Origin of the sequence: Streptomyces sp. SID12501 (assembly GCF_010550245.1) — a bacterium.
In the GTDB taxonomy this organism is placed as follows: Bacteria; Actinomycetota; Actinomycetes; order Streptomycetales; family Streptomycetaceae; genus Streptomyces.
The window spans coordinates 1-427 of the sequence record NZ_JAAGLU010000748.1 but is presented as its reverse complement, the minus strand read 5'-3'; the positions used below and the strand labels follow the sequence as shown (position 1 = coordinate 427).

General features: G+C 74.5%; 1 protein-coding gene and 1 pseudogene. Both read left to right on the top strand.

The annotated features are described in order from the left end of the window. A pseudogene (locus G3I71_RS48265) lies at nucleotides 1–288 on the top strand (ribonuclease HII); the annotation flags it as partial. Between the two features lie 25 nt (nucleotides 289–313). Next, nucleotides 314–427: DUF2469 family protein (locus G3I71_RS48260; protein ID WP_164325318.1), on the top strand; the 114-nt coding region annotated here is incomplete at its 3' end.

The window sequence follows — 427 nt, the reverse complement described above, 5'->3', positions numbered from 1 at the left end:
GCCGACCGCTCGTGGGCGAGCGTGGCCGCGGCGAGCGTCCTGGCCAAGTGCGAGCGCGACGCGTTGATGGTGCGGCACGCCGCCGCCCACCCCGCGTACCGCTGGGACGAGAACAAGGGGTACGCCGCGCCCGAGCACCTCGCGGCGCTGCGCGAGCACGGTCCGACGCCGCTGCACCGACGCTCGTGGCGGCTGCCGGCCGTGCAGGAGCGGCCGGTGGAGGCGAGCGGGCCCGGGTGGCACGCCGAGCCCCTGCTGGCCGACGGGGACCCCGCCGCGTCGTCGTGACCGTGCGATGGGGGATGATGGTCCGGTGAGCGCGGAGGACCTGGAGAACTACGAGACCGACATGGAGCTCGCGCTGTACCGCGAGTACCGCGACGTGGTCGGTCTGTTCGCGTACGTCGTCGAGACGGAGCGGCGGTTC